The organism is Kitasatospora sp. NPDC094016, from assembly GCF_040304045.1.
Taxonomy (GTDB): Bacteria; Actinomycetota; Actinomycetes; order Streptomycetales; family Streptomycetaceae; genus Kitasatospora.
Genome location: NZ_JBEOUK010000004.1, coordinates 87,612 through 110,651 on the forward strand (window position 1 = coordinate 87,612; position 23,040 = coordinate 110,651).

A 23,040-nucleotide genomic window follows, 5' to 3' on the forward strand; every position below is an offset into this window, starting at 1 on the left:
CGCCCCGCGCGTTGAGCGCCGTCGCTGTACATCAGCTCATGGGATTCCGTGTCGGAATAAGCCCAACACACCCGACCGCGTGGGTCGACCACGGGGCCGTGTGCGGGGGATCACCGCAGGTTAGTTTTACCAAGCCTTGGCACACAGAAAACGGAGAAACGGTGCCTACGATCCAGCAGCTGGTCCGAAAGGGCCGGCAGGACAAGGTCGAGAAGAACAAGACTCCCGCGCTGAAGGGTTCCCCGCAGCGTCGTGGGGTCTGCACGCGTGTGTACACGACCACCCCGAAGAAGCCGAACTCGGCTCTCCGCAAGGTCGCCCGTGTGCGCCTCACCAGCGGGATCGAGGTCACCGCTTACATCCCGGGCGAGGGCCACAATCTGCAGGAGCACTCCATCGTGCTGGTGCGCGGTGGTCGTGTGAAGGACCTTCCTGGTGTCCGCTACAAGATCATCCGCGGTTCGCTTGACACCCAGGGTGTCAAGAACCGCAAGCAGGCTCGCAGCCGCTACGGCGCCAAGAAGGAGAAGTAAGAATGCCTCGTAAGGGCCCCGCCCCGAAGCGCCCGGTCATCATCGACCCGGTTTACGGCTCCCCGGTCGTCACCCAGCTGGTCAACAAGATCCTGCTGCACGGCAAGCGCTCCACCGCCGAGCGGATCGTCTACGGCGCCCTCGAGGGCGTTCGTGAGAAGACCGGCTCGGACCCGGTCGTGACGCTGAAGCGCGCGCTGGAGAACGTCAAGCCGGCCCTCGAGGTCAAGTCCCGCCGTGTCGGTGGCGCGACCTACCAGGTTCCGGTCGAGGTCCGTCCGGGCCGCGCCAGCACCCTGGCGCTGCGCTGGATGGTCGGTTACTCCCGCGCCCGTCGCGAGAAGACCATGACCGAGCGCCTGATGAACGAGATCCTCGACGCCAGCAACGGCCTGGGCGCTTCCGTGAAGCGTCGCGAGGACACCCACAAGATGGCCGAGTCCAACAAGGCCTTCGCGCACTACCGCTGGTAGTCCCTACCCCGTCACTAGACAGAGAGAGAACGAGCCACCATGGCTGCAACCTCCCTTGACCTCGCCAGGGTCCGCAACATCGGGATCATGGCGCACATCGACGCGGGCAAGACCACCACCACCGAGCGGATCCTGTTCTACACCGGCGTCTCGTACAAGATCGGTGAGGTCCACGATGGCGCTGCCACCATGGACTGGATGGAGCAGGAGCAGGAGCGCGGCATCACGATCACGTCGGCCGCGACGACCTGTCACTGGACGGTCGACGACGTCGACAACACCATCAACATCATCGACACCCCGGGTCACGTCGACTTCACCGTAGAGGTGGAGCGTTCGCTGCGCGTCCTCGACGGTGCCGTGACGGTGTTCGACGGTGTTGCCGGTGTCGAGCCCCAGTCCGAGACCGTGTGGCGGCAGGCTGACCGCTACGGCGTCCCGCGCATCTGCTTCATCAACAAGCTGGACCGCACGGGCGCGAACTTCTTCTTCTGCGTCAAGACCATCGTGGACCGCCTCGGCGCGACCCCGCTGGTCATGCAGCTCCCGATCGGTGCCGAGGCGGACTTCAAGGGCGTTGTCGACCTTGTCCGCATGAAGGCGCTGGTCTGGTCCGCCGAGGCCGCCAAGGGCGAGATGTACGACATCGTCGACATCCCGGCCGAGCTGCAGGAGCAGGCCAACGAGTACCGCGAGATGCTCCTGGACGAGGTGTCGAACGTCAGCGATGACGTGATGATGCTCGCCATGGAGGGCGAGGACGTCCCCGAGGAGCTGCTGTACGAGGCGATCCGCAAGGGCACCCTGGAGTCGGCCTTCACGCCGATCTTCTGCGGTACCGCGTTCAAGAACAAGGGCGTTCAGCCCCTGCTCGACGCGGTCGTCAAGTACCTCCCGTCGCCGCTGGACATCGAGTCGGTTGAGGGCACCAAGCCCAACGACCCGGAGACCAAGATCACCCGCAAGGCCTCGGACGACGAGCCCCTGGCCGCGCTGGCGTTCAAGATCATGTCCGACCCGCACCTGGGCAAGCTCACCTTCGTCCGGATCTACTCCGGCCGCCTGGAGTCCGGCACCTCGGTGCTGAACGCCGTGAAGGGTAAGAAGGAGCGCATCGGCAAGATCTACCGCATGCACGCGAACAAGCGTGAGGAGATCGAGTCGGTGGGCGCCGGCGACATCGTCGCCGTCATGGGCCTGAAGCAGACCACCACCGGTGAGACGCTGTCCGACGAGAAGGCCCCGGTCATCCTGGAGTCCATGGACTTCCCGGCCCCGGTCATCCGCGTCGCGATCGAGCCCAAGTCCAAGGGTGACCAGGAGAAGCTGGGTGTTGCCATCCAGCGTCTCGCCGAGGAGGACCCGTCCTTCCAGGTCAACACGGACGAGGAGACCGGCCAGACCATCATCGCGGGTATGGGCGAGCTGCACCTCGAGGTGCTGGTCGACCGTATGAAGCGTGAGTTCAAGGTCGAGGCCAACGTCGGCAAGCCGCAGGTCGCGTACCGCGAGACGATCCGTCAGGCCGTCGAGCGCATCGACTACACCCACAAGAAGCAGACCGGTGGTTCCGGTCAGTTCGCCAAGGTGCAGATCGCGATCGAGCCGCTCGAGCAGGCCGAGGGCTACGAGTTCGTCAACCAGGTCACCGGTGGCCGCGTGCCGCGGGAGTACATCCCGTCGGTCGACGCCGGTTGCCAGGAGGCCATGGAGTTCGGCATCCTCGCCGGCTACCCGCTGCAGGGTGTCCGCGTGAAGCTGCTCGACGGCCAGGCGCACGACGTCGACTCGTCCGAGCTCGCGTTCAAGATCGCCGGTTCGATGGCGTTCAAGGAAGGCGCGCGGAAGGCCAAGCCGGTCCTCCTCGAGCCGATGATGGCCGTCGAGGTCACCACGCCCGAGGACTACATGGGCGACGTGATCGGTGACATCAACTCTCGCCGTGGCCAGATCCGGTCCATGGACGAGCGTCACGGTGCCCGCGTCGTCACGGCGCTGGTGCCGCTCTCCGAGATGTTCGGCTACGTCGGTGATCTGCGCAGCAAGACCTCTGGTCGCGCCAGCTACTCGATGCAGTTCGACTCGTACGCCGAGGTTCCGAAGGCCGTGGCGGAGGAGATCATCGCCAAGGCCAAGGGCGAGTAAGGACCGGCTCCAGCCGGTTCCCTACGAGGCCGCGGCCGTCCCGATATTTCGGGACGATTGTGAACCCTTAGGCTATTAGGGGGCGTCCCGGGAGAATCCGGTCGGATTCTCCCGGGGGGCCTCCGGCCCCCACCCCGCGGGACGGTGCGAGGTGCTTCCGGCACCTCGGGCCAAACCCGATCAAAGACCAACTGACGTCAGCACGGCGTACAGAACTGTCCTCAGGAGGACTGCAGTGGCGAAGGCGAAGTTCGAGCGGACGAAGCCCCACGTCAACATCGGCACCATTGGTCACATTGACCACGGTAAGACGACCCTTACCGCGGCGATCACCAAGGTGCTGCACGACGCTCACCCGGAGATCAACCCCTTCACGCCGTTCGACCAGATCGACAAGGCGCCGGAGGAGCGGCAGCGCGGTATCACCATCTCGATCGCGCACGTCGAGTACCAGACCGAGGCGCGTCACTACGCCCACGTCGACTGCCCGGGTCACGCGGACTACATCAAGAACATGATCACCGGTGCGGCCCAGATGGACGGTGCGATCCTCGTCGTCGCCGCCACCGACGGCCCGATGCCGCAGACCAAGGAGCACGTCCTCCTGGCCCGCCAGGTCGGCGTCCCCTACATCGTCGTCGCCCTGAACAAGGCCGACATGGTGGACGACGAGGAGATCCTGGAGCTCGTCGAGCTCGAGGTCCGCGAGCTCCTCTCGGAGTACGAGTTCCCGGGCGACGACCTGCCGGTCGTCCGCGTCTCCGCGCTGAAGGCGCTGGAGGGCGACAAGGAGTGGGGCGAGAAGCTCCTCGGCCTCATGGCTGCCGTGGACGAGGCCATCCCGACCCCGGCCCGCGCCGTGGACCAGCCGTTCCTGATGCCGATCGAGGACGTCTTCACGATCACCGGTCGTGGCACCGTCGTCACCGGTCGTATCGAGCGTGGCATCCTCAAGGTCAACGAGACTGTCGACATCATCGGCATCAAGGAGACCAAGACCACCACCACGGTCACCGGCATCGAGATGTTCCGCAAGCTGCTCGACGAGGGCCAGGCCGGTGAGAACGTCGGTCTGCTGCTCCGTGGCATCAAGCGCGAGGACGTCGAGCGCGGCCAGGTCATCATCAAGCCGGGTTCGGTCACGCCGCACACCGACTTCGAGGCCCAGTCCTACATCCTGTCGAAGGACGAGGGTGGCCGTCACACCCCGTTCTTCAACAACTACCGCCCGCAGTTCTACTTCCGTACCACGGACGTGACCGGCGTCGTGACCCTCCCCGAGGGCACCGAGATGGTCATGCCGGGCGACAACACCGCCATGACGGTCGCGCTGATCCAGCCGATCGCCATGGAGGAGGGCCTGAAGTTCGCCATCCGTGAGGGTGGCCGCACCGTGGGCGCCGGCCAGGTCACCAAGATCATCAAGTAATTGGTGTTCTGACCTGTCTGTCCCGCACAGGCGAACCGAAGGGCTCCGCACACCCAGGTGTGCGGAGCCCTTCGGCCTTCATCAGGCTTTCACGCGCCTTCACGCGCTTTCACGGGCTGCTCATGGCCGGCTGTTATTGTCGGGCGACCGTCCAGCCCGCCGTCGCGGAAAGTGGGATCCAACGCATGCCAACGGCACCACTGTTGTCGGTCGTGATGCCGATCTACAACGAGCAGGAGGCGCTCCCGCTGACCGTCGAGCGGCTGCGGCCGATCCTGGACGGGCTCGGGGTCGACTACGAGGTCGTGGGCGTCGACGACGGCAGCACGGACGCCACCCCCGTCGTCCTGCAGAAGGTCCGGCAGGACTGGCCGGAGTTCCGCATCGTCCGCTTCGCCCGCAACTCGGGGCACCAGGCCGCGCTCACCGCCGGCATCCACCGGGCGCGCGGCGACTACGTGGTGAGCATCGACGCCGACCTCCAGGACCCGCCGGAGAAGATCCCGGAGATGCTCGACCTGGCCCGCGAGCAGGGCTTCGACGTCGTCTACGGCGTGCGCGGGGACCGCGCCACCGACACCGCCTTCAAGCGCCGGACGGCCGGCGCCTACTACTGGCTGATGCGCAAGCTGGTCGGCAAGCGGATGCCCAACCAGGCCGGCGACTTCCGCCTGCTCAGCCGCGCGGCCGTGGAGGCCCTCAAGCAGCTGCCCGAGCACCAGCCGGTCTACCGGCTGCTGGTGCCGTGGCTCGGCTTCCCCAGCGGCGAGGTGGTGTACGTCCGGGAGGAGCGGGTCGCCGGCGGTACCCACTACCCGCTGTCCAAGATGGTCCGGCTCGCGCTGGACAGCGTGACCAACTTCTCCGCCGCCCCGCTGCGGCTGGCCACCTGGCTGGGCCTGGTGAGCTTCGTGGTCTGCCTGGCCCTCGCGGTCTACACCACCCTCTCGTACGCGCTCGGTGCGACCGTGCCCGGCTGGTCCTCGCTGTTCATCGGCATGCTCTTCATCGGCGCCGTGCAGCTGATCTGCGTCGGACTGCTGGGGGAGTACGTCGGCCGGATCTACTCGGCGGTGCAGGCCCGCCCGACCTACTTCGTCGGCTACGACTCGGCGGACGACGAACTGGCGCAGGACGGCGCGGCGCGGGGCGACGCGCGGGGCCCGGGCCGGTGACCGTCACCGCGGAACCGGCGGAGCCCGTCCAGCCGGCCCCGTCGACCCGCCGCCAGCTGCCGTCCTTCCTGGTCATCGGGGTGCTCAGCACCGTCTTCTACCTGGCGCTCTTCGTCGCCGCGCGCTGGTTCACCGACCCGCAGGCGGCGAACCTGATCGCGCTGGCCGTCAGCGCGGTGGCCAACACCGCGGCCAACCGCCGCTTCACCTTCGGGGTCACCGGCTCGCAGGGCATGGTCCGGCACCAGCTCCAGGGCGCGGTGGCCTTCCTGATCGGGCTCGGCCTCAGCGCGGGCGCGCTCGCCCTGCTGGACCAGGTGGCGCCGAACGCCTCCCGGCCGGTGGAGGTCGCCGGACTGGTCGCCGCCAACGGCCTGGCCACGGTGGCCCGGTTCGTCCTGTTGAAGATCTGGGTCTTCCGGGGTTGAACCGGGGCTGAACGGCGGCCGTTCCCACCGGTTCGGGTGCCGCCCACCCGGCCCCCTCAGCCCGTCGTGCCGACGGGCCCCTCGGTATGCTGTGGCTCGTAGCCTGCCCGCTGACGGTAGTGGAAGTCCGCACCCGGCCGGGGAGACGGGCGGCAGGGACTTGACCGAAGGGGCACGGCACCGTGTCGACCGTACATTCCTCGCCTGAGCGCGAGCTTCAACGTCCGACCGCACCGCCGGGGCCGCCGCCCGAGCCGACCACCGGTGGACGGTCCAGACGCAACCCGCTCGTCCTGGCCGGGGGGCTGGCCCTGTCCTGGCTGGTGCCGACCGGGCTGGTCGCGCTGGACCTGGGCGTCCTGCTGCTGCCGCTGCTGCTGTTCTCGATAGCCGCCGTGCTCCGGGTCGGCGGCGTGCTGCTCGACCGGCTGTTCGTCGCCGGGCTGGTGCTCGCCGGTTCGGTGCTGACGTTCGGCCTGCTCTTCTCGCTCTGGCCGTGGGGCCTCTCGCCGGTCGCCACCAGCGGCCTGATGTTCAGCGTGGTGACGGTCGCCGCCTGGGCCGCCCGCCGCGGCCCGCGCCTGCCGTTGCGCTTCCGCTGGTCCGACCTGCTGGTCCTGGGCACCGGTTACGGCGTCTGGCACTACCTCTTCCACCCGATCGCGGGAACGTCCGCGGCCGAGCGGGTCGCGTACTTCGCCACGTCGGAGGACCGGCTCGCGCACTTCTCCTTCTTCTCCGGCATCCAGAACGTCGGCGGCTTCAACTTCCTCCACCAGGACGCGGCCAGGTCCTTCCTGATACCGCCGTCCGAGGTGACGTACCCGCAGGGCTCCCACTTCCTGCTGGCCTGGACGGACACCCTCGTCCACTCCTCCGCCGACTCCGGCGACATGCTCTACACCATGAACCGGTACTTCCTGTACCTGCTGGTGGGCTACGCGCTGTTCTGCGCCGTGCTGGTCTGGGCGGCCCGGTGGATCGGCGGGCCGCGGCTGCGCGGCTGGCGCTGCGCGGCGGTGTGCGCGACCGTCGGCGCGATCATGTTCGCGAGCAACTACATGGACCTGATGGTCCACGGCTTCGACTCGACCTTCATCGGGCTGCTGCTGATAGCACTCGCGCTGGCCGTGCTGATCCGGCCGGCGATGGGCACCACCGAGTTCGTGCTGGCCGCGTCGGCCGGACTGATCACCGTCACCTACGCGTACAACATCTACGGCGCCTTCGTCGGCGTCGCACTGCTGGGCGCGCTGGTGGCGCACCGGCGCAAGTTCGCCGGGCGCTGGTGGTGGACCGCCGGCGCGCTGGCGTGCGCGCTGGGCGTGGCCGCGCTGCCGAGCGTCCTGTCCGTGCTGGGCAACCTCGACGTGGCCGGTGCCTCGAACATGAACGGCCCGAGCGTCGGGGCCGACCGCTCCGTACTCATCGGCGGCGGGCTGCTCGGCCTGCTGGCCGCGGTCATGCCGCGCAACCGCCGGACCGCCGTCGGCCAGGCGCACCTCGCGGTCCTGCTCGGCACCGGGGGGCTGCTCAGCGCCTTCGCCGCCTACCAGCTGCACACCATCGGCAAGTACTCGTACTACTTCCACAAGATGACGGCCGTGGGCGTCGTGGTCAGCCTGATATCCCTCGGCGCCGTCGGGGTCATGCTGCAGAGCCCGTACCGGGGGACGGCCCGCACGCTGCCGAGCCGCCTCGGCGAGCTGGCGATATCCGGCCTCGCCGTCGCCGCCGCGCTCAGCCTCTTCGCCAACGTGCAGTGGGGCTTCCTGACCACCAAGGACAACCCGTCCGCCTGGTCCGCCAACCCGCTGGTGGCCTGGGGACGCGGCGAGTTCAAGGGGGACATGGGCCCCAAGGGCGCGCAGGCGCTCGACATATCGAGCAAGGGCCCGGTGATCGCGCTCTTCGCCAACGACGACTACAAGAACCTCAAGGCCACCTGGCTCGCCTCGCTGCTGAACCGGCGCGGGGGCGACATGACGGCGCTGTACGACATCCACTGGGTGTCCATCGGCGGCCCCCAGGTGAAGGAGGAGGACTACCAGAAGTCCCTGGGCCGCCTCAAGGGAGCCATCGACAAGCTCCCGGCCGCGCCCGTCCCGCCGACCGTCCTGACCGCCGACCCCTCCGTGGGCGACCGGATCAAGCGGGACCTGGCGGCGCAGGGTGTCACGGTGACGGTGCTGAGCGATCCTCAGAACCTTTGGACAGAGCCGTGGTCCCGTACCTTCCCGGGTGTCTGAGGGTGGGGGCCACCGTCATCGGACGTTCACGGCTACCCGCTACTATTCACAGCAATCGCACGGCCGGGCCGGCCTCGTGCGGAGACGTGTGGCAAGGTCGGCCGGTTAATTCGGTGATCATGTGATGAAGAACCCGATCGCCAAGCTGCTCGGGGTGCTACCCCCGGGGGCCCGGCTCGTGGTCGGTGGGACGGTCGTGCTCGGCGCCTCGGCGTACGTCTACATGGCGCTCGTGGGCTACAGCCTGGGCACGGCCGGTGCGGCCAGGGTGACGATGCTCTGGACGATCGTGATGTCCGTCGGGTGGGGTCTGTTCCAGCCCGTCGAACTGGAGCTGACGCGGCTGGTCGCCGCCCGCAAGGTGTCCGGGGCGGGGGCACTGCCCGCGGTACGGCGGATGCTGCTGCTCGCCCTGGCGATCCTGGCCGCGGCCTGCGCCGTGCTGGCGGCCGCCGCCGGCCCGATCGCCGACCAGCTGTTCGGCGGCGACCGGACCCTCGTGGTGGCCCTCGCCGGCGGCATGGCGGGCCTCGCGGTGAGCTCGGTCTCCCGCGGTGCGCTGGCCGGCCTCGGGCTGTTCGGCCCCTACGGCACCCAGCTGGCCGTCGACGGTGCCCTGCGCATCGGGCTGGCCGCGCTGACCGCCGTCCTCGGGCTGCACTCGGCGCTGGCCTTCGGCCTGATCCTGGTGGTCGCCCCGGTCACCGCCTCGCTGATCGGCCTGCGCGGCATCCTCGCCGACCGAGCCCCCGGGCCGGAGGTGTCCTGGCGCCAGCTCACCAGCGGGCTCGGCCTGCTGATCGGCTCCGTGATGCTCAGCCAGCTGGTGGTGAACGCGACCGTCGTCTGCGTGCGCCTGCTCGCGCCGAAGCACTCCGAGGCGTCCGACGCCCTGGTCTTCGCCCTCGGCCAGGCCGTGGTGATGGCCCGCGTGCCGCTCTTCGCCTACAGCGCCCTCCAGGCCTCCATGGTCTCCGCGCTCTCGGGTGCCACCGCGGCCGGCGACCACGCCGAGTTCCGCAAGGTGCTGACCCGTACCACGGCGATCGTCGCCGCCATGTGCATCGGCGGCGGGCTGCCGGTGATCGCGCTCGGCGCCTGGCTCAACCCGCTGCTCTTCAACGCCAAGGACCTGCTCAACCCGCTGGACTTCACCTGGCTCGTCCTCGGCACGCTCTGCTACGTCCTCGCGACGGTATTCGGCCAGGCGCTGATGTCGAGCGCCCAGCACCGCCGACAGCTGGTGGGCTGGACGGCCGGTTCCGTAGCATTGGTTGCGGTCGCCCTCTCCCCGGGTGACGTCGGTCTCCGTGCCGAGCTCGCGTACCTGGCCGGCGCGCTGGTCAGCGCCGTCCTGATGCTGTGGGCGCTGTACCGCGCGTTCCCCTCCCGCCCCGCCGCCTCCGGGCACTCCGGGCTGGACAGCAGGAGCGCGGCCGAACCGCTGCGGACCTCGTGACGGTGGGGGACCGGACTGTGATTGGCCGACGACGCCCGTGATCACCACCGACAGACAGACCGAGGCACGCGACGCCGTGCCGTTCGCCAAGCATGGAGCCCCTGTGTCCGACTATGACAACGTCTGGCTGGTGATCCCGGCCTACAACGAAGGCCAGGTGATCGCCGAGGTCGTGGAGGGGGCACGCAAGACCTTCCCCAACATCGTGGTGATCGACGACGGCTGCACCGACGACACGGCGAAGCACGTCATGACGACCGGCGCCCACCTGGTGCGGCACCCGGTCAACCTGGGCCAGGGCGCCGCGCTGCAGACCGGCCTGAAGTACGCGCTGGAGCAGGAGGGCGCCGAGTACTTCGCCACCTTCGACGCGGACGGCCAGCACCAGACCGCCGACGTGGAGAAGATGGTGGCGCTGCTGCGCCAGGACGAGGCCGACATCGTGCTCGGCTCCCGCTTCATCGAGCAGACCGGCCAGGTGCCGTGGATCAAGCGGGTCGTGCTCCGCACCGCCGCCGCGGTCAGCCCGACCGCCCGCAAGCTCAAGCTCACCGACGCGCACAACGGTCTGCGCGTGATGAACCGGGAGGCGGCCAGCCGCATCCGGATCACCATGAACGGCATGGCCCACGCTTCGGAGATCGTCTCCTTCCTCGCCGGCTCGGACCTCCGGGTGGCCGAGGTGCCGGTGGACATCCTCTACACCGACTACTCGCGCGCCAAGGGCCAGTCCCTGATCAACGGCGTGAACATCCTCTTCGACATCTCGCTGCGGGAGCGTAACCGCCGATGAATCACCTCTGGATCCAGCTGATCCTCGTCCTGGCCGCCGTGGGCATGGCCCTCCTGTTCGTCCGGCGCTGGGACGCCGCGAACACCCGGGCGTGGAAGCGCATCGCCTTCTCGCTCTTCGTCGTCGCCAACGTCATCGCGATCCTGTGGCCGGCCGGCGTGACCAAGCTGGCCACCGCGCTGGGCGTCGGCCGTGGCACGGACCTGGTGCTCTACCTGATGGTCATCGCCATGGGCTTCCTGACGCTCAACACCTACCTGCGCTTCCGGTCGCTGGAGAAGAAGCTCACCGACCTGGCCCGTACGGTCGCCATCACCGAGGGCGTCCGTCACAACAACGACCGCCTCGACGCTCCGGTCGGCTCCGACCACTGATCGCGCTCCACGCGACAGGGCAGCGGACTTGAGGGCCGGCACCCCCGACGGGGTGCCGGCCCTCAGTCGTGCGTGCGGGTGGGCGCGCCGCCGGAGAGGCCGGCGAACGGTCCCGTCGGCCACCGGGTCGAACGGTGACGCCCGTTCATCCGTTGTCAAAGAGGGGGCACCAATGCGTGCCGCCTTTTTGGGCTCCGGAAAATCCGGACATTACCGAGTTCATTCATCCACCGGCCGCCTGGTGGACGTATTTCTTTGTGCCAGAATTCCCGATTGGCGGCCTCTGCGCACCCGGTTTCCGCCCCCCGGCGCCGGTGTGGGCCGACCGGCTGACGCACGGGCCCGGCAAAGCTGGTTGACTTGGGGCGCCCGCTGGCCGCGGCCGGGCGGCACCGAAGCGTGATCCAGGACCAGGAGGTGCGGCGCCGTCATGAGCGTCGATTTCGTCATCCCGTACTACGGCGATCCGGAGTACCTGTTCGCCACCATCGACAGCATCCGGGCCCAGCACCAGCAGGACTGGCGGCTGACCGTCGTGGACGACCAGTACCCGGGCTTCCGGGCGCCCCAGTACATCGAGAGCCTGAACGACGAGCGGATCCGGTACATCCGCAACGCGGAGCGGCTGGGCCCCAACGGCAACACCTACAAGGCCTCCACCCTGGCCGAGCGCGAGTTCGTCTCGATGATGGGCGCCGACGACCTGCTGGAGCCCGACTACCTGGACGTCGTCCTGGAGCGCCTGCGGGCCGACCCGAACGCGATCGCGGTCCAGCCGGGCGTGCGGGTGATGGACAGCGACGGGACCCTGGTGCCCTCGCTCGGCATCGGCGACAAGGTCAAGCGCCGGATCAGCGCGCCGGCCCGCAAGGCCGGGGTGATCAGCGGCGAGGCCGCGGTGAAGAGCCTGCTGTCCGGCAACTGGCTGTACACGCCGTCGCTCACCTACCGCCAGTCCGCGCTGTCGAAGATCCCGTACCGCCCGGACATCGACGCCATCCACGACCTGGCGTTCATGGTCGACATGCTGATGGAGGGCGGCAACCTGCTGGTCGACGAGCGCGAGGTGTTCCGCTACCGGCGCCACCAGGCCAGCGACTCCTCGAACCGGGTCAAGGACGGCAAGCGCTTCGACGAGGAGCTGCGGTACTACTCGCTGATCTCCAAGGAACTGCGCGCCAAGGGCTGGAACAACGCCGCGCGCTCGGCCGACCTGCACCTGTCGTCCCGCCTGCACGCCCTGATGGTCGCCGCCGGCCGGCTCGGCGCGGGTGACTTCTCCCACGCCGGCGCCATGGTCGGCCGCGCGGTCCGCAGCAGCTGACCGGAGCTGTCCGAGGGCGGTACCGGCAGCCGGCCGGACGCCCCCGGGCCACGGCGCCCCGAGGCGCCCGGCCGAATTCGACGGGGCGGGAGTAAGCGCTTCGGTCGGCCGCTGGGCTCTAGATGGGTGAGGGGGTGCTCATGGGGAGCACCGACGACCGACCGGGCGGATCCTGCCGAACCACCACGCCCAAGCCCCGACACGGCCGGAACGGGGTCCTTGCCCGAGGCTTCGGCTTCTGGTAAGCGCCCTATGATGGCCGCTGATCGCCGGTCCACTGAGCCATTCTTCGCCACTCATCGGACGTGGCCACTGCACGGAAGTGACTGACATGACTGATCTGGCCACCAGCCCGGTCGGCGGCTCCAGCAAGGAGTCGCTCGAACCGGAGGGCGCGATCGCGCCCCGCCCCGGACGGCTCGACGGCCTGCTGGAGCGTCCCTGGGCGGTCCGCTCGGCCGAGGCCCTGGTCTCGATCGTGGCGGCGCTCGGCTTCGCGCTGCTCTGCACCCGCATCGACGTCAACCCGCTGAACCGGGTGGGCCAGGTCAGCGGTCTGGCCATGCTCCAGAAGTACGCCGCCATCGTGGGCCTGCCCATCCTGGCGGTGCTGCTGTACGCCGCCTACCGGGGCAGCCTGGCCCGGTACCAGCTGGCCCAGCGCCTGGTCTGCGCGGCCGTCGCCGGTCTGGCCACCGGCGCGGTCGCGGGCGGGATCGCGGTGGCGCTGAACGGCACCCAGTGGGGCCTCGGCGGTCAGGAGGGCGACCCGGGCAACCTCATGGGCATGGCCAACGACATGCTGCGCGGCAAGGGCCTGCCCGGCGTCTACCCGCCCGGCTTCCCGGCGCTGCTGGCGGTCTGGTCGAAGCTGTTCTACGGCGGCGTCGGCGGCGTCGGCTACGCCATGAAGGACGTCCAGCTGATCTGCAGCGCGCTGGTCGGCCCGATGGCGTACCTCTCCTGGCGGCTGATGCTGCGGCCGGTCTGGGCGCTGCTGATCGCCGTCCCGTCGGCGATCCTCTTCCTCGACCCGATCCGGCCGTACAGCCACGTCACGATGCTGGTCATGGTGCCGATGCTGGCCGCCGCCCTGCGGGAGCTCCGCCGGTCGCACGAGCTGTCGACCCGGTCCACGGTGCTGCGCGGCCTCGGCTTCGGCGTCTCGTTCGGCCTGATGTTCCTCTGGTACTCGGGCTGGTTCGTCTGGGCCGCGCCCGGCGTCCTCGTCCTGGCGCTGTTCGTCGTCCCGTGGCGCCAGGGCGCCGCCCGGGTCAAGCGGGTGCTGCTGTTCCTCGGCGTGACGCTGGTGAGCGCCGGCGTGGTCGGCTCGCCGCTGCTGTACGAGCTTGTGAGGCTGGGCGCCCAGGCCAAGGACCGGTACGCGTACCTCTCGGTGTACATCGACCCGGCGTACATCATGGGCTGGGCCTCGGACCGCAACGGCGACCTGAACTACCACGACTTCCCGTTGCGCGGTGAGCTCGCCGGGCAGAGCGCCTACACCCTGCTGCTGCTCGCCGGAGTCGCGCTGGCGCTGGGCCTCGGGCTGCGCAGCATCACCGTCCGGACCGTGACGGCCACCCTGGTCAGCGCCTGGCTGCTGCGTTTCTGGTTCGCCTCCCAGATGGCCCAGACGAAGTCCATCCAGCTGTACCCGCGGACGACCTGGATCATCCTCTACGCGCTGATGATCCTCGCGGTGCTCGGCCTGATGTTCCTCGTCCAGCGGGGCGCGGGCTGGCTGCGCACGGTGCAGCGGGTCGGCACCGACGGGCGGCCGGCGCCGCTGACCCTGCGGCCCGCGGTCACCGGCCGGCTGGTCGCCGGCGCGGTCTGCGCGGTGGCGCTGTTCGCCACCATGGCGGCCTCCTGGTCGGCGGACCGCTACATGCCGACCACCAAGCCCGAGTACGTGCCGGTCGCCGGGGCCAAGGGCATCGACATGGGCGCGGACGCCTGGCGCGCGCACATCCTGGTGAACCGCGACGGCAAGTGCCCGAAGTACGACCCGGCCGGGCCGACCGACTGCGCGCCGGTGAACAAGGACCTCAAGGAGTACAACAACGAGCCCGACAAGGGCCAGCTGTGGTGCGCCAACGTGACCGGTGACGAGTGGGCGCTGACCTGCGGGAGCAAGCGACCCTGGTGACGCGGGTCCGCGGCGGTGAGCGCCGCGGCTGAGGACGGTCACCCGATCGGGGCCGGTGAGGGCGACCTCACCGGCCCCGATTGGCATCTGGGCTGCTCCATGTGGCAGTATGTCCAAGTTGCTCGGTTGAGTTGCCGATGCTGCGCGCCTCCCGCCGGGAGGACTGGAAGCGAGTCCCAGGTATTCGTCGTTCCCGTGATGGCCGTTAAGCGTGAAGTCGACGCCACGGCAGCTGCGGGGCGAAAGTACGGGAATCTTCCGGGAAGCGTATGCGGGGCCTCGACCCGGCCCCCCACCCCGAAAGTTTGAAACCGACGAGTTGTTCGCCGGTTTTTTGCAAGCGCGAGAGCGACACGCCCGAGCGCGGGGGTCGGAGGGTGGTCGTGCAGTGACTAAGGACAAAGGACTACTGAGTAGCCATGGCGGGACAGAAGATCCGCATCCGGCTCAAGGCCTACGACCACGAGGTCATCGATTCCTCGGCGAAGAAGATCGTCGAGACGGTGATCCGTACTGGTGCGCAGGTCGCGGGCCCGGTGCCGCTGCCCACTGAGAAGAACGTGTACTGCGTCATCCGCTCGCCGCACAAGTACAAGGACTCGCGCGAGCACTTCGAGATGCGTACTCACAAGCGTCTGATCGACATCCTCGACCCCACGCCGAAGACGGTTGACTCGCTCATGCGTCTCGACCTGCCGGCTGGCGTCGACATCGAGATCAAGCTCTGAGAGGCGCACCGAAGATGGCTAAGCAGATTAAGGGCATCCTGGGCGAGAAGCTCGGCATGACCCAGGTCTGGGACGAGAACAACCGGATCGTTCCGGTGACCGTCGTCAAGGCTGGGCCCAATGTCGTGACCCAGGTCCACACCGCTGACAGTCCGGCCGGCTACGACGCCGTCCAGATCGGCTTCGGCGAGATCGACCCCCGCAAGGTGAACAAGCCCCTCGCGGGCCACTTCGCCAAGGCCGGTGTCACCCCGCGCCGCCACCTGGTCGAGCTCCGTACCACGGACGCGTCCGAGTACACCCTCGGCCAGGAGATCACCGCGGAGCTGTTCGAGGCGGGTGTCAAGGTCGACGTGACCGGCACCTCCAAGGGCAAGGGCTTCGCCGGTGTCATGAAGCGCCACAACTTCCGGGGCCTCGGCGCCGGTCACGGTGTGCAGCGCAAGCACCGCTCGCCCGGCTCGATCGGTGGCTGCGCCACCCCGGGTCGCGTGTTCAAGGGCGTGAGGATGGCCGGCCGGATGGGCCACGAGCGTGTGACCACCCAGAACCTGACCATCCATGCCGTTGACGCGGAGAAGGGGCTGCTCCTGATCAAGGGCGCAATCCCGGGCCCGAACGGCGGCCTCGTCCTCGTCCGCACTGCGGCGAAGGGGCTGTGAGGATATGAGCACCATTGACATCCTGTCGCCCTCGGGCGACAAGACCGGCAGCCTCGAGCTGCCGGCCGAGATCTTCGACGCGAAGGTCAGCGTTCCGCTGATGCACCAGGTCGTCGTGGCGCAGCTCGCTGCGGCCCGTCAGGGCACCCACAAGACCAAGACTCGCGCCGAGGTCCGCGGTGGCGGCAAGAAGCCGTACCGCCAGAAGGGCACCGGCCGCGCCCGTCAGGGCTCGACCCGCGCCCCGCAGTTCGCCGGCGGTGGCGTCGTGCACGGTCCCGTGCCGCGCGACTACTCGCAGCGGACCCCGAAGAAGATGATCGCCGCCGCCCTGCGCGGTGCGCTCACCGACCGGGCCCGCCACAACCGCATCCACGTCGTCACCGACGTGATCGCGGCCGAGGCGCCGTCGACCAAGGCCGCCAAGGGTCTGTTCGGCAAGATCACCGAGCGCAAGAACATCCTCCTCGTCGTCGAGCGTGCCGACGAGCTGGGTCTGAAGAGCGCCCGCAACCTGCCGCACGTGCACATCCTGGACGCCGGTCAGCTGAACACCTACGACGTGCTCGTCTCCGACGATGTGGTCTTCACCCAGGCCGCCTTCGAGCGTTTCGTGGCGGGTCCCGCCGCGTCCGCCAAGGCCGTGGCTGCTGAGGGCGAGCTCGAAGGGAGCGCCGCCTGATGGCTGCAGAGATCACGAGCAAGACGTTCACGGACCCCCGTGACGTCCTGGTGAAGCCGGTCATCTCGGAGAAGAGCTACTCGCTCCTCGACGAGAACAAGTACACGTTCGTCGTGTCGCCCGGTGCCAACAAGACCCAGATCAAGCAGGCCGTCGAGGCGGTCTTCTCGGTCAAGGTCGAGTCCGTCAACACGCTCAACCGTCAGGGCAAGCGCAAGCGCTCCAAGACGGGCTTTGGCAAGCGCAAGGACACCAAGCGCGCCATCGTGACGCTGGCTGAGGGCAACCGCATCGACATCTTCGGTGGTCCGGTCTCCTAACGGAGATCGTGATCGTCGATAAGGACGAGGACGAGAGAGCCAAATGGGCATCCGCAAGTACAAGCCGACTACGCCGGGCCGTCGTGGCTCCAGCGTGGCCGACTTCGTAGAGATCACGCGGTCCACGCCGGAGAAGTCGCTGGTTCGCCCCCTGCACAGCAAGGGCGGCCGTAACAACGCCGGTCGGATCACCGTTCGCCACCAGGGTGGCGGTCACAAGCGCGCCTACCGCGTGATCGACTTCCGTCGTCACGACAAGGACGGCGTGCCGGCCAAGGTCGCGCACATCGAGTACGACCCCAACCGCACCGCGCGCATCGCGCTCCTGCACTACGCGGACGGCGAGAAGCGCTACATCATCGCGCCGCGCGGTATCGCGCAGGGTGACCGGATCGAGAACGGCGCTGGCGCCGACATCAAGCCGGGCAACAACCTGCCGCTTCGCAACATCCCGGTCGGTACCACCATCCACGCGGTGGAGCTGCGTCCCGGTGGCGGTGCCAAGATGGCCCGCTCCGCCGGTGCCGGCATCCAGCTGCTGGCGCGTGAGGGCAAGATGGCGCACCTGCGCATGCCCTCCGGTGAGATCCGCCTGGTGGACGCGCGCTGCCGCGCCACCGTCGGTGAGGTCGGCAACGCCGAGCAGTCGAACATCAACTGGGGCAAGGCCGGCCGTATGCGCTGGAAGGGCGTTCGCCCGACCGTGCGTGGTGTCGCCATGAACCCGATCGACCACCCGCACGGTGGTGGTGAGGGTAAGACCTCTGGTGGCCGCCACCCGGTCTCGCCGTGGGGCCAGAAGGAGGGTCGCACTCGTAGCCCGAAGAAGGCTTCGAACGCCCTCATCGTGCGCCGCCGCAAGACCAACAAGAAGCGCTAGGAGCAGGTCAGATGCCGCGCAGTCTCAAGAAGGGCCCCTTCATCGACGGCCACCTTCTCAAGAAGGTGGACGCGCAGAACGAGGCGGGTACCCAGAACGTCATCAAGACCTGGTCCCGTCGCTCCGTGATCTTCCCGGCCATGCTCGGCCACACGATCGCGGTGCACGATGGCCGTAAGCACGTCCCGGTGTTCGTCACCGAGTCGATGGTCGGCCACAAGCTCGGCGAGTTCGCGCCGACGCGTACCTTCCGCGGTCACGTCAAGGACGACCGCAAGTCGAAGCGTCGCTAGTCGCCAGCGAGATTACCGACTCAATGACTTACACCAGCAAGGGGACAACCATGGAAGCCAGGGCCCAGGCGCGGTACATCCGCGTCACGCCCATGAAGGCCCGCCGCGTGGTGGACCTCATCCGTGGCCTGCCGGCCACGGAGGCCCAGGCCGTCCTGCGTTTCGCTCCGCAGGCCGCCACCGTGCCCGTCGGCAAGGTGCTCGACAGCGCCATTGCCAACGCCGCGCACAACTACAACCACTCCAACGTGGACGACCTCGTCATCAGCGAGGCGTACGTTGACGAGGGCCCGACCCTGAAGCGGTTCCGTCCGCGTGCGCAGGGTCGTGCCTACCGGATCCGCAAGCGGACCAGCCACATCACCGTGGTCGTCAGCAGCAAGGAAGGGACCCGGTAATGGGCCAGAAGGTTAACCCGCACGGGTTCCGCCTCGGCATCAGCACGGACTTCAAGTCCCGCTGGTACGCCGACAAGCTGTACAAGGACTACGTCAAGGAAGACGTCGCCATTCGTCGCATGATGACGAAGGGCATGGAGCGCGCCGGCATCTCCAAGGTCGAGATCGAGCGCACCCGCGACCGCGTCCGCGTCGACATCCACACCGCTCGCCCCGGCATCGTCATCGGCCGCCGTGGCACCGAGGCCGACCGCATCCGCGGCGACCTCGAGAAGCTGACCGGCAAGCAGGTCCAGCTGAACATCCTCGAGGTCAAGAACCCCGAGCTGGACGCCCAGCTCGTGGCTCAGGGCGTCGCGGAGCAGCTGTCCTCCCGCGTCTCCTTCCGCCGTGCCATGCGCAAGTCGATGCAGGGCACCATGAAGTCCGGCGCCAAGGGCATCAAGGTCCAGTGCTCCGGTCGTCTCGGCGGCGCCGAGATGAGCCGGTCGGAGTTCTACCGCGAGGGCCGTGTGCCGCTGCACACCCTGCGCGCGAACGTCGACTACGGCTTCTTCGAGGCCAAGACGACCTTCGGCCGTATCGGCGTGAAGGTCTGGATCTACAAGGGCGACGTCAAGAACATCGCCGAGGTCCGCGCTGAGAACGCCGCTGCCCGCTCGGGCAACCGCCCGGCCCGTCCCGAGGGTGGTCGTCCCGCCCGCGGTGGCGAGCGCCGTGGTGGCGAGCGCGGTGGCCGCGGCCGTCGCCCCGCCGCGTCCGAGGCCCCCGCGGCCCCGGCCGCCGAGGCTCCGGCTGCCGAGAACACCGGAACGGAGGCCTGACTCCAATGCTGATCCCCCGTCGGGTCAAGCACCGCAAGCAGCACCACCCCAAGCGCCGTGGCGCTGCCAAGGGTGGCACCGAGCTCGCCTTCGGCGAGTACGGCATCCAGGCCGTCACCCCGGCCTACGTGACGAACCGGCAGATCGAGTCCGCTCGTATCGCCGTCACCCGTCACATCAAGCGTGGCGGCAAGGTCTGGATCAACATCTACCCGGACCGTCCGCTCACCAAGAAGCCGGCCGAGACCCGCATGGGTTCCGGTAAGGGTTCGCCCGAGTGGTGGATCGCGAACGTGCACCCGGGTCGGGTCATGTTCGAGCTGTCGTACCCCAACGAGAAGGTGGCTCGTGAGGCGCTGACCCGCGCTGCTCACAAGCTCCCGATGAAGTGCCGGATCATCCGGCGCGAGGCAGGTGAGAGCTGATGTCGGCCGGCACCAAGGCTGCTGACCTCCGCGAGCTGGACAACGAGGGTCTCGTTGCCAAGCTCCGTGAGGCCAAGGAGGAGCTGTTCAACCTCCGCTTCCAGGCGGCGACCGGGCAGCTCGACAACCACGGACGGCTCAAGCTCGTCCGTAAGGACATCGCGCGGATCTACACCCTGATGCGCGAGCGCGAGCTGGGCATCGAGACGGTGGAGAACGCCTGATGACTGAGAACACCAACGAGACGCGCGGTTTCCGCAAGACCCGTGAGGGTCTCGTCGTCAGCGACAAGATGGACAAGACCGTCGTCGTCGCCGTCGAGGACCGCGTCAAGCACGCTCTGTACGGCAAGGTCATCCGCCGTACGAACAAGCTGAAGGCGCACGACGAGGCGAACGCCTGCGGCATCGGCGACCGGGTCCTCCTGGCGGAGACCCGCCCGCTGTCCGCGACGAAGCGCTGGCGCGTCGTCGAGATCCTCGAGAAGGCCAAGTAACGAAGTTGATGCGGTACGGCCGTATGTGCACCAGGCCCCTCGTGGGCGCTGGTGTGAGCAGCGGCCGGCCCGTCAGCTCTCGTTGACGATCAGGAGAAAGCTGTGATCCAGCAGGAGTCGCGACTGCGTGTCGCCGACAACACGGGCGCGAAGGAAATCCTTTGCATCCGCGTTCTCGGTGGCTCCGGTCGTCGCTACGCCGGCATCGGGGACGTCATCGTCGCGACCGTCAAGGACGCGATCCCCGGCGGTTCGGTGAAGAAGGGTGACGTCGTCAAGTGCGTCGTCGTCCGTACCGTGAAGTCGCGTCGTCGTCCGGATGGCTCGTACATCCGCTTCGACGAGAACGCCGCGGTCGTTCTGAAGAACACCGATGGTGACCCCCGTGGTACCCGCATCTTCGGCCCGGTGGGCCGCGAGCTGCGTGACAAGAAGTTCATGAAGATCATCTCGCTTGCGCCGGAGGTGCTCTAACTCATGGCGAACAGCATGAAGATCAAGAAGGGTGACCTGGTTCAGGTCATCACCGGCAAGGACCGCGGCAAGCAGGGCAAGGTCATCCAGGCCATGCCCGCCGAGAACAAGGTCCTGGTCGAGGGTGTGAACCGGGTCAAGAAGCACACCAAGCCGGGCCCGGGCACTCAGGGTGGCATCGTCACCGTCGAGGCCCCGGTGCACGTCTCCAACGTCCAGCTGGTCGTGGAGAAGGACGGCAAGAAGGTCGTCACCCGCGTTGGCTACCGCTTCGATGACGAGGGCAACAAGATCCGCGTTGCCAAGCGAACCGGTGAGGACATCTGATGTCTGAGACGACTGTTGAGAAGGTGACCCCCCGTCTCAAGGAGCGTTACAACTCCGAGATCAAGGGTCAGCTGCAGGAGCAGTTCTCGTACGAGAACGTCATGCTGACGCCCGGCCTGGTCAAGGTCGTCGTCAACATGGGTGTCGGCGAGGCCGCCCGTGACAGCAAGCTGATCGAGGGCGCGATCCGCGACCTCACCGCCATCACCGGTCAGAAGCCGGCGGTGACGAAGGCTCGCAAGTCCATCGCGCAGTTCAAGCTGCGTGAGGGCCAGCCGATCGGCACCCACGTCACCCTCCGCGGTGACCGCATGTGGGAGTTCCTGGACCGTCTGGTGTCGCTGGCCCTGCCGCGTATCCGTGACTTCCGTGGTCTCTCCCCGAAGCAGTTCGACGGCCGTGGCAACTACACCTTCGGTCTGACCGAGCAGGTCATGTTCCACGAGATCGACCAGGACAAGGTCGACCGTCAGCGCGGTATGGACATCACCGTCGTGACCACCGCCCAGACCGACGACGAGGGCCGGGCGCTCCTGCGCGCTCTGGGCTTCCCGTTCAAGGAGGCGTAACCACATGGCGAAGAAGTCCCTCATCGCGAAGGCCGAGCGCAAGCCGAAGTTCGGCGTCCGGGCCTACACCCGGTGCCAGCGCTGCGGCCGTCCGCACTCGGTGTACCGCAAGTTCGGCCTCTGCCGTGTCTGCCTTCGTGAGATGGCGCACCGCGGCGAGCTGCCGGGCGTGACCAAGAGCTCCTGGTAACCAGGACCTCGCGGTAACGCCATAGCGAAGCAGGTGTGCCCGACCCCACAGAGCCCCTTTTTGGGGCTGCGTACGGAATCCCGTAGGGTAGTGAGGTCGGGCCCCCTGTCGCGGTGGCTCCATAGCTGCCGTCGACCCTCTTCGGAGGGCTCGCACCCAGTCTTACGACGCCGCAGGTCCCCTGCGTCTGTGCCCCTGCCGCACTCCTCGGAGTGCGGCGGGGGGACCTGGCGCGGAGAAACCACGGCGAGAGAGGCCTGAGGCCATCATGACCATGACCGACCCCATCGCAGACATGCTCACGCGTCTGCGTAACGCTAACTCGGCGTACCACGACTCCGTGGCGATGCCGGCCAGCAAGATCAAGGCGCACGTCGCCGAGATCCTGCAGCAGGAGGGGTACATCTCCTCCTACAAGGTTGAGGAGCCCGTTGAGGGCGAGGTCGGCAAGAAGCTGACCATCGAGCTCAAGTTCGGTCCCAACCGTGAGCGCTCGATCGCTGGCATCAAGCGGATCAGCAAGCCGGGCCTGCGGGTCTACGCAAAGTCCACCAACCTGCCGAAGGTGCTCGGCGGCCTGGGCGTGGCGATCATCTCCACGTCCTCGGGTCTCCTCACCGACAAGCAGGCCGCCAAGAAGGGCGTAGGCGGAGAAGTTCTCGCCTACGTCTGGTAATTCGGGAAACGGAGGTACAGCAATGTCGCGCATTGGACGGCTGCCCATCCAGGTCCCCGCTGGCGTGGACGTCACCATCGATGGCCAGGCGGTCTCGGTGAAGGGCCCCAAGGGCTCCCTCACCCACGTTGTCGCCGCGCCGATCGAGATCGGTAAGGGCGAGGACGGCACGCTGCTCGTCACCCGCCCCAACGACGAGCGTCTGTCGAAGGCCCTGCACGGCCTTTCCCGCACGCTGGTGGCGAACATGATCACCGGCGTGACCGCGGGCTACCGCAAGTCGCTGGAGATCAGCGGTGTCGGCTACCGAGTTCTGGCGAAGGGCTCCGACATGGAGTTCCAGCTGGGCTACAGCCACCCGATCCTGGTCGAGGCCCCCGAGGGCATTTCCTTCGTCGTCGAGTCGGCCACCAAGTTCCACGTGGACGGCATCGACAAGCAGAAGGTCGGCGAGGTCGCCGCGAAGATCCGCAAGCTGCGCAAGCCCGACCCGTACAAGGCCAAGGGCGTCAAGTACGCGGGCGAGGTCATCCGCCGCAAGGTCGGAAAGAGTGGTAAGTAA

General features: G+C 68.1%; 29 protein-coding genes. All 29 read left to right on the top strand.

Going from position 1 to position 23,040, the window contains the following annotated elements; translation table 11 throughout:
• Positions 1 to 161 precede the first annotated feature (161 nt).
• The 29 genes from rpsL to rplF all read left to right on the top strand — a co-directional run bounded on the left by rpsL (position 162) and on the right by rplF (position 23,040).
• Positions 162 to 533 (top strand): 30S ribosomal protein S12, encoded by a 372-nt coding sequence (gene rpsL, locus ABT015_RS05575; protein WP_014144289.1) that lies wholly within the window; start codon positions 162 to 164, stop codon positions 531 to 533.
• A 2-nt stretch (positions 534 to 535) separates the two neighbouring features.
• Positions 536 to 1,006 carry a 30S ribosomal protein S7 gene (gene rpsG, locus ABT015_RS05580; RefSeq protein ID WP_030055803.1) on the top strand — a complete coding sequence of 157 codons (471 nt, stop codon included), beginning with the start codon at positions 536 to 538 and terminating at the stop codon, positions 1,004 to 1,006.
• A gap of 39 nt (positions 1,007 to 1,045) precedes the next feature.
• Positions 1,046 to 3,151, top strand: coding sequence for an elongation factor G (gene fusA / locus ABT015_RS05585; protein WP_063348955.1), 2,106 nt, complete (start codon positions 1,046 to 1,048; stop codon positions 3,149 to 3,151).
• 235 nt (positions 3,152 to 3,386) lie between these two features.
• Positions 3,387 to 4,580, top strand: a complete 1,194-nt coding sequence (tuf, locus tag ABT015_RS05590; RefSeq protein ID WP_063348956.1) for an elongation factor Tu — start codon at positions 3,387 to 3,389, stop codon at positions 4,578 to 4,580.
• Positions 4,581 to 4,765: 185 nt separating this feature from the next.
• Positions 4,766 to 5,755, top strand: a complete 990-nt coding sequence (locus ABT015_RS05595; protein WP_350877093.1) for a glycosyltransferase family 2 protein — start codon at positions 4,766 to 4,768, stop codon at positions 5,753 to 5,755.
• A complete protein-coding gene (locus ABT015_RS05600) occupies positions 5,752 to 6,183 on the top strand; it encodes a GtrA family protein (protein WP_350877095.1) in 432 nt (143 codons plus the stop codon). The genes ABT015_RS05595 and ABT015_RS05600 overlap by 4 nt, the downstream gene beginning before the upstream one ends.
• A gap of 182 nt (positions 6,184 to 6,365) precedes the next feature.
• Positions 6,366 to 8,432, top strand: a complete 2,067-nt coding sequence (locus tag ABT015_RS05605) for a hypothetical protein (RefSeq protein WP_350877097.1) — start codon at positions 6,366 to 6,368, stop codon at positions 8,430 to 8,432.
• A gap of 124 nt (positions 8,433 to 8,556) precedes the next feature.
• Positions 8,557 to 9,891: a hypothetical protein gene (locus ABT015_RS05610; RefSeq protein ID WP_350877099.1), complete on the top strand. Its 1,335-nt coding sequence runs from the start codon at positions 8,557 to 8,559 to the stop codon at positions 9,889 to 9,891.
• Positions 9,892 to 9,994: 103 nt separating this feature from the next.
• Positions 9,995 to 10,684, top strand: coding sequence for a glycosyltransferase family 2 protein (locus tag ABT015_RS05615; protein ID WP_063348961.1), 690 nt, complete (start codon positions 9,995 to 9,997; stop codon positions 10,682 to 10,684).
• Positions 10,681 to 11,058 (top strand): DUF2304 domain-containing protein, encoded by a 378-nt coding sequence (locus tag ABT015_RS05620; protein ID WP_063348962.1) that lies wholly within the window; start codon positions 10,681 to 10,683, stop codon positions 11,056 to 11,058. Before ABT015_RS05615 ends, ABT015_RS05620 begins: the two co-directional genes overlap by 4 nt.
• 430 nt (positions 11,059 to 11,488) lie before the next feature.
• The gene (locus ABT015_RS05625; protein WP_350877102.1) at positions 11,489 to 12,382 is read left to right on the top strand and encodes a glycosyltransferase family 2 protein; all 894 of its coding nucleotides are present in this window, start codon (positions 11,489 to 11,491) and stop codon (positions 12,380 to 12,382) included.
• 331 nt (positions 12,383 to 12,713) lie between these two features.
• A complete protein-coding gene (locus tag ABT015_RS05630; RefSeq protein ID WP_350877104.1) occupies positions 12,714 to 14,534 on the top strand; it encodes a hypothetical protein in 1,821 nt (606 codons plus the stop codon).
• Between the two features lie 419 nt (positions 14,535 to 14,953).
• Positions 14,954 to 15,262: a 30S ribosomal protein S10 gene (gene rpsJ, locus ABT015_RS05635; RefSeq protein ID WP_012785157.1), complete on the top strand. Its 309-nt coding sequence runs from the start codon at positions 14,954 to 14,956 to the stop codon at positions 15,260 to 15,262.
• A gap of 14 nt (positions 15,263 to 15,276) precedes the next feature.
• The gene (rplC, locus tag ABT015_RS05640; RefSeq protein ID WP_327677876.1) at positions 15,277 to 15,924 is read left to right on the top strand and encodes a 50S ribosomal protein L3; all 648 of its coding nucleotides are present in this window, start codon (positions 15,277 to 15,279) and stop codon (positions 15,922 to 15,924) included.
• Between the two features lie 4 nt (positions 15,925 to 15,928).
• A complete protein-coding gene (gene rplD / locus ABT015_RS05645) occupies positions 15,929 to 16,606 on the top strand; it encodes a 50S ribosomal protein L4 (protein WP_350877106.1) in 678 nt (225 codons plus the stop codon).
• Positions 16,606 to 16,926, top strand: coding sequence for a 50S ribosomal protein L23 (gene rplW / locus ABT015_RS05650; protein WP_063348967.1), 321 nt, complete (start codon positions 16,606 to 16,608; stop codon positions 16,924 to 16,926). Before rplD ends, rplW begins: the two co-directional genes overlap by 1 nt.
• 43 nt (positions 16,927 to 16,969) lie before the next feature.
• A complete protein-coding gene (rplB, locus tag ABT015_RS05655; RefSeq protein ID WP_063348968.1) occupies positions 16,970 to 17,806 on the top strand; it encodes a 50S ribosomal protein L2 in 837 nt (278 codons plus the stop codon).
• 11 nt (positions 17,807 to 17,817) lie between these two features.
• Positions 17,818 to 18,099 carry a 30S ribosomal protein S19 gene (rpsS, locus tag ABT015_RS05660; protein ID WP_030055821.1) on the top strand — a complete coding sequence of 94 codons (282 nt, stop codon included), beginning with the start codon at positions 17,818 to 17,820 and terminating at the stop codon, positions 18,097 to 18,099.
• 50 nt (positions 18,100 to 18,149) lie between these two features.
• Complete coding sequence (rplV, locus tag ABT015_RS05665) at positions 18,150 to 18,497, top strand: 50S ribosomal protein L22 (RefSeq protein ID WP_030055822.1); 348 nt, start codon at positions 18,150 to 18,152, stop codon at positions 18,495 to 18,497.
• A complete protein-coding gene (rpsC, locus tag ABT015_RS05670) occupies positions 18,497 to 19,321 on the top strand; it encodes a 30S ribosomal protein S3 (protein WP_350877110.1) in 825 nt (274 codons plus the stop codon). The genes rplV and rpsC overlap by 1 nt, the downstream gene beginning before the upstream one ends.
• Positions 19,322 to 19,326: 5 nt before the next feature.
• Positions 19,327 to 19,746 (top strand): 50S ribosomal protein L16, encoded by a 420-nt coding sequence (rplP, locus tag ABT015_RS05675; RefSeq protein ID WP_030055824.1) that lies wholly within the window; start codon positions 19,327 to 19,329, stop codon positions 19,744 to 19,746.
• The gene (gene rpmC / locus ABT015_RS05680) at positions 19,746 to 19,970 is read left to right on the top strand and encodes a 50S ribosomal protein L29 (protein ID WP_063348970.1); all 225 of its coding nucleotides are present in this window, start codon (positions 19,746 to 19,748) and stop codon (positions 19,968 to 19,970) included. The genes rplP and rpmC overlap by 1 nt, the downstream gene beginning before the upstream one ends.
• Positions 19,970 to 20,242, top strand: a complete 273-nt coding sequence (rpsQ, locus tag ABT015_RS05685) for a 30S ribosomal protein S17 (protein ID WP_030055826.1) — start codon at positions 19,970 to 19,972, stop codon at positions 20,240 to 20,242. Before rpmC ends, rpsQ begins: the two co-directional genes overlap by 1 nt.
• A 102-nt stretch (positions 20,243 to 20,344) precedes the next feature.
• Positions 20,345 to 20,716, top strand: a complete 372-nt coding sequence (gene rplN / locus ABT015_RS05690; RefSeq protein ID WP_030393301.1) for a 50S ribosomal protein L14 — start codon at positions 20,345 to 20,347, stop codon at positions 20,714 to 20,716.
• A gap of 15 nt (positions 20,717 to 20,731) precedes the next feature.
• Complete coding sequence (rplX, locus tag ABT015_RS05695; RefSeq protein ID WP_030055828.1) at positions 20,732 to 21,043, top strand: 50S ribosomal protein L24; 312 nt, start codon at positions 20,732 to 20,734, stop codon at positions 21,041 to 21,043.
• Positions 21,043 to 21,612: a 50S ribosomal protein L5 gene (rplE, locus tag ABT015_RS05700; RefSeq protein ID WP_030393302.1), complete on the top strand. Its 570-nt coding sequence runs from the start codon at positions 21,043 to 21,045 to the stop codon at positions 21,610 to 21,612. The genes rplX and rplE overlap by 1 nt, the downstream gene beginning before the upstream one ends.
• Before the next feature lie 4 nt (positions 21,613 to 21,616).
• A complete protein-coding gene (locus ABT015_RS05705) occupies positions 21,617 to 21,802 on the top strand; it encodes a type Z 30S ribosomal protein S14 (RefSeq protein WP_030393303.1) in 186 nt (61 codons plus the stop codon).
• Positions 21,803 to 22,070: 268 nt separating this feature from the next.
• Positions 22,071 to 22,478, top strand: a complete 408-nt coding sequence (rpsH, locus tag ABT015_RS05710; RefSeq protein ID WP_030055831.1) for a 30S ribosomal protein S8 — start codon at positions 22,071 to 22,073, stop codon at positions 22,476 to 22,478.
• Between the two features lie 22 nt (positions 22,479 to 22,500).
• The gene (gene rplF, locus ABT015_RS05715; RefSeq protein WP_030055832.1) at positions 22,501 to 23,040 is read left to right on the top strand and encodes a 50S ribosomal protein L6; all 540 of its coding nucleotides are present in this window, start codon (positions 22,501 to 22,503) and stop codon (positions 23,038 to 23,040) included.